Origin of the sequence: Actinophytocola sp. (assembly GCF_045807065.1) — a bacterium.
In the GTDB taxonomy this organism is placed as follows: Bacteria; Actinomycetota; Actinomycetes; order Mycobacteriales; family Pseudonocardiaceae; genus Actinophytocola.
This window is the reverse complement of the sequence record NZ_JBJMIE010000223.1, coordinates 1-7876: the sequence shown is the minus strand read 5'-3', so window position 1 is coordinate 7876 and position 7876 is coordinate 1. Positions and strand designations below refer to the sequence as shown.

Sequence of the window (7876 nt, the reverse complement as noted above, 5' to 3'; positions counted from 1 at the left end):
AGGTCGTCGGTGTGCAGCAGGCGCCACTGGGTGTCGCGGGGTGCGGACAGCAACGTGGCGGCGGTCCGGCACGCCTGCCAGTCCAGCAGCCGGCCGCCGAGCGGCGCGGTCCGGATCACGACGTGCCGGGTGCCGGTGTCGCGCACGACGCGGTCCGCGTCGGAGGCGTCCGGGCCGTGCGCGATCGGCGCGATGAAGCGGATCCCGTGCCGGGCGGCGGCCATGGCCATCCGGCGCAGCGCGGGGATGCCACCGGACTCCGGCGCGTCGCGTTCCACCGGCCACAGGTGCACGACGGCGTCGGTGCCGGCCACCAGTGACTCGGCCGTCGCGGCGTCACCGGCGGTGAACGCGACGTCGGCCGGGAGGTCACGCTGCGCGTTCGCGCCGACACCGATGACCTCGTGCCCGGCACCCAGTGCCGCTCGGGCGAACACGCGGCCGACGTCGTGCGTGACACCGCAGATGAGAACGCGCATCGCTGGCCCCTTCCCGCTGGCGCCCCGACTCCCCGACCACCGCCGCGCACGTCCGCGCGGATGGTGTTTTCCGGGCGGCACGCTACACGCGCGGTGACCGGAGCTTACGCCGACCTCACCTCCGAAATCCGCCTGTGACCCGCCGTGTCCGTCTTTCGCCGCGCCGCCCGGTGGTGGCGCCCGCGCACACAGCGCGGTGCGAGGCGGGCGCCACCAACCTCAGCGGAACGCGCTGCTACCCGGCCGGCCGGCTGCTCGGCCGCTCCATCGCGGCCGACACGGGCGCGAAGTCGTCCGTGGCCGGGTCGTGGAGGTAGACGCGTGCGGCCGCCACGTCGAAGTACATGCCGAGGAGCCGCAGCCGGCCCCGCGCCAGCGCCGTCGCCACCGCGGGATGCCCACGGAGGAGGTCGAGCTGCGTGAGCACGTTGTGCAGCGCGAGCCGGTCCCGCTCCGCGGCCGGGACGCGGCCGTCGACGGTCGGCGACGGGCTCGTGCGACACCGGTCCAGGCTCGGGGCCGCGTGCCGCAGCCAGGAACGCAGCGCCGGCGCGGCGGCCGGTGGGCCGGACACGAGCGCCTTCATCGCGCCGCACGACGAGTGGCCGCACACCGCGATCTCCGGCACGCCGAGGGTGCCGACGGCGAACTCGACCGCCGAGGCCACCGAGTCGTCGTCGACCGGCGCGAGGTTGCCGACGTTGCGCACGGTGAACAGGTCGCCCGGCCCGCTCGAGGTGATCATGTTCGGCACGATCCGCGCGTCCCCGCAGGTGAGGAACAGCGTCGAGGGCGCGTGGACGTCCGCGAGCGGGCGCATCGTCGGCAGCATCAGCTCGGCCACGTGCCGCTCGTACTCGGCGGTGCCGTGCAGGACCGACGGCGGCCCGGACCGTTGCGCGGGCACGTGCGCCGCCGCGGCGCGTTGCCAGTCCGACCAGGGCGCGAACCACCTCGGCACGGTCCGCCGCGCGGCGGCCTTGTGCACGGTCGGCGTCCCGGCCTTCCCGTGCCCGAACCACGGGTGCCCGTGCTCCTCGACGACCACCGTGCCGCCGGTGCGCTCGTGTGCCTGCTGCCAGGCGGTCAGCGTGTCGAACGCGGCGTGGTCGAGGTAGTCGACGACCAGCTCCAGCGTCACGGGCGCACCGCGCGGGACGGTGCCGAGCACGGCGGACAGGCGCGGGATCGACACCGCGGCGAGCGCGCCCTCCACGACGATCCGCCAGGCCTCGCCGTCCCGTTCGGCGCGGATGCCGGCCCACAGCAGCCGGCGCAGCGTCAGCACGGCGGCGACGCCGAGGCCGAGCAGCACGCCGCTCATGAGGTCGAGCGCGACCACGCCGACGAGGGTCGCCACGTACACGAGCAGGTCGCCGTGCCGGCGGACGGCGCGGATGTGGCCGAGGTCGACCAGCCGGCCGCCGACGTGGATCAGCAGCCCGGCGAGCGCGGCGAGCGGGATCGTCCGCAGCACCCAGGCGAGCAGCACGACGAACAGCAGGATCCACAGGCCGTGCAGGACGGCCGACGCGCGGGTGCGTGCGCCGGTGGCGATGTTGGTGGAGCTGCGGATGATCACGCCGGTCACCGGCAGGCCGCCGAGCGAGCCGGAGACGATGTTCGCGGTCCCCTGGCCGATCAGCTCGCGGTCGAGGTCGGCGCGTGGGCCGCCGTGCAGCCTGTCGGCGGCGACCGCGGACAGCAGGCTCTCCATGCTGGCCATCACGGCGATCATGACCACGGTGAGCGTGAACGCGGCCCAGTCGCCGGCCGGCAGCGCCGGCACGAACGACAGCCGCAGCGCGTTGTCTGGCACGCCGACGCGGTCGAGGGTCATGCCGGTCACGACGGACAGCACGGTGACGCCGACGACCGCGGCGAGCGGTCCCGGCACGCGCCGGACCGCGGCCGGCATGCGTGGCCACGCCACGAGCACGGCGAGGGTGAGCAGGCCGACGACCATGGGGGCGACGCTGACGTCCAGCACCTGGCCCGGCAGCTCGACCAGGTTGTCGATCGGCGAGGTCTGCATGTCACCGCCGAGCACGACGTGCAGCTGCGCCAGCACGATCGTGACGCCGATGCCGGCGAGCATGCCGTGCACGATCGCGGGTGAGATGGCGAGGGCGCCCCGGGCGACGCGGCTCATGCCGAGCACCACCTGGACGCCGCCGGCGAGCACGGTGATCGCACACGCCGCGGGCCAGCCGAAGCGCTGGATGGCCTCGGCGATGATCACGGTCTGCCCGGCCGTCGGCCCGCTCACCCCGAGCGGTGAGCCGCCGAGCGGCCCCGCGACCACGCCGCCCACGATGGCGGCGATGAGGCCGGCGACGAGCGGCGCGCCGGAGGCGAACGCGATGCCCAGCGACATCGGGACGGCGACGAGGAAGACGACGAGAGAGGCAGGGAGGTCGTGCTTGAGGTCGTTGCGGAAGGCGGACAGCCGGGTGCGCGCGGGCGGCGGGAGGTCCTGGTTGGTCGGCTCGATCAGCATGAGCACAGGAAACCGGACAATCGGGTGTGTTGTCCGCTACACGATGGATGCTCGCAACCGCATCGAAGCGCGTTGAGCTGGCGATTCATGACCGGACCCACCCGACCGGGTGAACCGAAGTCCACCCCGGTCAGCGATGGAGTCACGACGGTTCCAGGGCCTCCACGACGACCGCGCGGCCCGGATCGGCCGCGTCGTAGGCGATCGTGGCCTCGGTGCCCACGGGGAGGTGGACGAACGCCTTCGTCTCGGCGCGGACGATCCCGCCGGCGGGCCGCGCCTCGAACGTGTGCGCCAACAGCCTCCGGTTGTTGATCCGGGTGCTGGTGGGCCGGGAGGCGACCAGCAGCGCGGGTACGCGCACACCGCGGGTCAGGAGCGCCTGCCGGCGGAGGTCCGCGCGCTGCCAGGAGAGCATGAAGCTGAGCAGCACCACCAGGACGGCCAGGGCCACGCTCCCGAGCACCGGCAGGAACGACCAGTGGACGGTGAGCGCCAACACCACGCCGAGCGGCAGGCTCCAGGCCACCTGGACGAGCAGCACGACCGTGACGACGCGGCGGGCGGCGGGATGCATGGCCTCACCGTCGCCCCGGCGGCGCGGTGAGGTCAACGAGCTGCCCCATGGAACGTCCCGGTGGCCGCCCGGTCGGGCAGCCACCGGAACCTCCATGGACTAGCGGGTCACCGCGTCGAGGGCGTCGATCAGGCCCGCGCCGTAGAAACCCTTGCCGGTACGGCCACCTTGGCAGTTGGCCAGGAACGCGCCCGTGCCGGTGGGGTCGTACGTGCCGCCCGGCGGGCACGCGATCCGGTCGGCCTCCAGGCCGAGCGTCGCGAACACGCCACGCACCGAGTAACCCGGGTGGCGGCTGCGGAGCAGCGCGACCACGCCGGTGGTGTGCGGCGAGGCCATGGACGTGCCCTGCAGGTAGCCGTAGCCGCCGCCGACGACCGTCGAGAGCACGCGGCCGTTGCGGGCCGGGGTGTCGGCGACCTGCGTCGAGTCACCGCCCGGGGCGGTCACGTCGGTCTCGATGATCCCGTAGTTCGAGTAGTAGGACTTGCGGGCCTCCGGCCCGACCGCGGACACGCTCACCACGCCGGGCAGCTCGTCCGGCAGGTCGAGGCACTCGTTGCCGACGGTCCTGGTGACCGGCGTGCTGTTGTTCGGGCTGCCGGTGTCGGTGATCGGGTGCGACAGGTCCCAGTTGCTGTTGCCCATCGCGGCCACGTTCACCACGTCCTTGCGCACCGAGTAGTCCACGGCGCGCTTGACGGCCTGGATCACCGCGTTCTGGTCGGGATCCGTCGTGCACCACAGGAACCACGGGTCGATGAAGTACGAGTTGTTCGTGACGTCCATGTGGTGCTCGGCCGCCCACACGAACCCGCAGATCGCGTACTCCGGGTAGATGAACCCGTCGTCATCGACGACCTTCACCGACGCGAGGCGCACGTTCGGCGCCACACCGGCCACCCCGACGCCGTTGCGGGCGGCGGCGATGATGCCGGCGACGTGCGTGCCGTGCGTACTGGTGGTCGGCGCCCACGCGGCCGGGGACGTGTCCGGCACGCCCTGGTTCGTGCAGCCGACCGACTTCGACGCGTCGACGTTCGCGGCGAGGTCCGGGTGCGTGGCCTCGATGCCCGAGTCGAGCACCCCGACGAGCACACTGCGCCTACCGGCCGAGACCGCGTTGGCCTTGTCGGCCTTGATCTGGCGCAGGTTCCACTGGTTGGCTTCGAGCGGCTCGGGTGTCACCGCGCCCGGCTGCTTGGCCGCCGTCACGGTCTTCTCGGCCGCGGCCTGTGCCGGCTCGAGCATCTCCTGCTTCTGCGCGGCCACGGCCGTGCGGGCCGCCGCGCTGGACTGGCCCAGCTCGACGAGGTTGCGCGACGCGCCCGCGGCCGTCACGCCCGGCTTGTGCCGCACGGTGGTCGCGAAGTTCGCGTTCGACGACGTCGCGACCACGACCCCGATCTGTGGCCAGGCCTGCAGCACCTGCCCACCGGCGGCGCGGATCGACGCCTCGGTCCGGTTCAGCGAGCCGTGTTGCGGCCCGACCACGACGAAATGCGCCACTGGGCCGTCCTGCGCGGCTGCCGGCGCCGCGGTGGCCGCGCAGACACTCGCGACGCACGCTCCCACCGCGGTCGCTACCAACGCTCGGAAGGTGGTTCTTCGCACTTGCTACTTCCCTCCATATGACTCGCCCCGACCCCGGTGGCACGCAACCATCCCGGCACAGGGCGAAACAAGACCCGTTCGGCGGTAAAGACAGGGAAAGGGCGCGTTCGGGACGGCCCGAACGCGCCCTTTCTCGTCGGTTCAGCGCAACGCGTACGCGCGAATGACGGTCTCGGTCACGCGGTCACCCGCGGTGTCCGTCGCGGTCGCTCGCAGCGACGCGTAGCCCCCGGCCGTGCCGCCGGCCGGGATGCGCACGTCGACGCGGTCGCCCTTCGGCGTGACCGCCGCCCTGTGCCAGGTGGCGCCCTCGTCGTAGGACACCTCGACGGTCACCGAGCGCACCTTCGGCGCCCGCACGCCCGGCTGGCTCGCGACGGTCAGCCCGCCACGCAGCGTGCCGGTCGCCGCCCGGTTGTGGTCGTCGAGCGGCAGCGCCCACCGGATGTCGAGCAGCGGCAGCGGCACCTGCCCGGCCGTACCGGCGCCGGTGTGGAAGGTCCACTCCGCCGATGTGCGCGTTGCCAGCGCCGGCTCCTGCAGCAGCGACGCGGGCCGGCTGGCGTCCGCGACGACCGTGTAGGTGCCCGGGCCGGGTGGCAGTGTGAACGTGCCCATCCCGGGGATGTCGTCGCGCCGGGCGATCTCCCGGCCGTTGCTGGACACGACCGTCGAGCCCTGGTCGGTGGTGGCGTAGAAGCTCGCGTCACCCGGGTCGCTGTCGGCGAACATGGGCACCGCCAGCACCAGCTTGTCGCCCTGCCGGTACGCCACCGGGACCGTCGCACCGGTCTGCTGGCTCGTCGGCCCGGTGGTCAGCTCCGGTCCGAACGGCGCGCCGAACATCCGCACGTGCTTCCTCTCGCCCCGTCCGACGCTCATCGGGAGGGTCACCTCGCTGCCGACCGACCGGCCGTCCTCGGTGAAGCCGGCGTCGCCGTACATGCCGAGCGCGGCCGGGGGCGAGACGTAGTCGGTGCGCCGGAGCGGGAAGTCCAGCTCGACGTCCCCGTTCGCGACGAACCCGCCGTAGGACCAGGTCGCGATCTGGTACCGGTACCGCTTGTCCGGCAGGGTGTCCACGATCTGGCGGTCGATCGCGCCGAGGTCCGCGCGGGCGAAGCGGAAGGCGTGCCCGGCTGGGATCCTGCCGTCGACCATGTCGGCGACGAAGTACGCGACGGGGCTGTTCACGCGGCCGACCACGGTGGCGGTCACCGGGCCGTGCTGCGTGCGTGCCACCATCTCCTGGAGGTCGGTGTAGTTCCACACCATGATCACCGGCAGCGGCAGGTCGGGCGGGTTCGGGTCGCTGTACTGCGGGTTGTAGTTGGACAGCACGAGCTTCGCGCCGCGCTCGGCGAGCAGTGCGATGCCCTCCTGCAGCTGCTGCTCGGACGGGTAGGTGGGGTCCTCCGGTCCTGTCGCCGCGATCACGGCGATCTTGCCGGTGAGGTCACCCGCCTTGTCGATGCTCTCCCGGTCGCCGTGTCCGACGTAGGCGATCTCGCCGGTGACGGTGTCCGTCAGGCGCGGGTAGGTGGCGACGTAGGTGTCCTCGACGGTGAACCCGTCCGGCCCGTCGAGGGTGACCGTGGCGAACGGCCTCGTCCAGTAACCGAAGTAGGCGAGCTTGACCCCGCTCATGGCCGGGCTGCCGATCACGTACAGCTTCGCGGTCCTGGACACGTTGCCGGTGCGGACGATGGTCACCGGCTGACCGGCCACTTCGGACTGCACCGCCGTGCCGCCCGCGAGCTGCGCCTGCGCCTGCGGGTCGTCGATGCTCGACGTCACCTCCCTGCCCCGCCTGGTGTCCACGACCAGTTCGGTGTCCTTGTCCACCCGGCCCGTCGGCAGCACGAACAGGGTGTCGTCGCGCGCGGTGTAGTCCGACACCTGGCCGAGCACGCGGTAGCTGCCGGCCGGCACGGTGAACGTCGTGCTGTCGCCCTCGACGAAGGCGCCCTGCGCGAGGCCGGTCTTCTCGTCCTGCAGGGCGATCAGGGAGATGTTCGGCGTGTCGTCGCGGTCGACGAGCCGGACGGTGACCGTGTGCTTGGCGCCGGGCAGGCTCGCGGTGAGCGGCGTGGTCAGGGTCTGCTCGCCCGCGGTCGCGACGAGCGCGCCGGTGACGTCGCCGACGCGTGCCGCGGGGACGCGGGCGGAGACGGTGACGGCCGCGTTGCCGTGCGCCGGCACCGTCACCCGTGGACTGTCCACGGTGAACGGTGGGGCGTCGAGGGTGAGGTCGAGCGTCACGGGTGTGTCGCCGTCGTTGACGTAGCCGACCTTGCGGGACACGGTGTCCGCGTCGCCGGCCCAGGTCTCGCCGAACGCGAGCACGCCCTCGGCCCGCACCGACTGGCGCACCGCCCGGGCCACGTCGACGCGGCCGGCGCCCTGCGCGAGGGTGTCGATGCCGGGCAGCCGCTTGGCGCTGCCGACGAGCGCGTCCTTGAGCTGCGTGCCGGTCCAGTCCGGGTGCTGCCCGGCGAGGATCGCGGCGGCGCCGGCGACGTGCGGGGTGGCCATGGAGGTACCGGACAGCCGCGCGTAGTGCTCGTCGACCGAGACGTCCGCCAGGGTGCCGGCGGCGCGGGCGGCGACGATGTCCGAGCCGGGCGCGACGATCTCCGGCTTGAGGCCGAAGTCGCCGGAACGCGGGCCCTGACTGGAGAACACGGACAGCTCGTCGTGCTTGGT

At 73.1% G+C, this 7876-nt stretch carries 4 protein-coding genes and 1 pseudogene; all 5 read right to left on the bottom strand.

Translation table 11 applies throughout. The features are described from left to right. A pseudogene (locus ACJ73U_RS13160) lies at nucleotides 1–479 on the bottom strand (hypothetical protein); the annotation flags it as partial. A gap of 235 nt (nucleotides 480–714) precedes the next feature. After that, nucleotides 715–2979 (bottom strand): SulP family inorganic anion transporter, encoded by a 2265-nt coding sequence (locus tag ACJ73U_RS13155; protein WP_407777872.1) that lies wholly within the window; start codon nucleotides 2977–2979, stop codon nucleotides 715–717. A 142-nt stretch (nucleotides 2980–3121) separates the two neighbouring features. Continuing rightward, complete coding sequence (locus ACJ73U_RS13150) at nucleotides 3122–3640, bottom strand: hypothetical protein (RefSeq protein WP_407777871.1); 519 nt, start codon at nucleotides 3638–3640, stop codon at nucleotides 3122–3124. Between the two features lie 15 nt (nucleotides 3641–3655). Then, on the bottom strand, nucleotides 3656–5146 hold the full coding sequence (locus ACJ73U_RS13145; protein ID WP_407777870.1) for a S8 family peptidase: 1491 nt from the start codon (nucleotides 5144–5146) through the stop codon (nucleotides 3656–3658). A 165-nt stretch (nucleotides 5147–5311) separates the two neighbouring features. Further along, nucleotides 5312–7876 (bottom strand): S8 family serine peptidase (locus tag ACJ73U_RS13140; RefSeq protein ID WP_407777869.1); only part of this gene is annotated, 2565 nt, incomplete at its 5' end.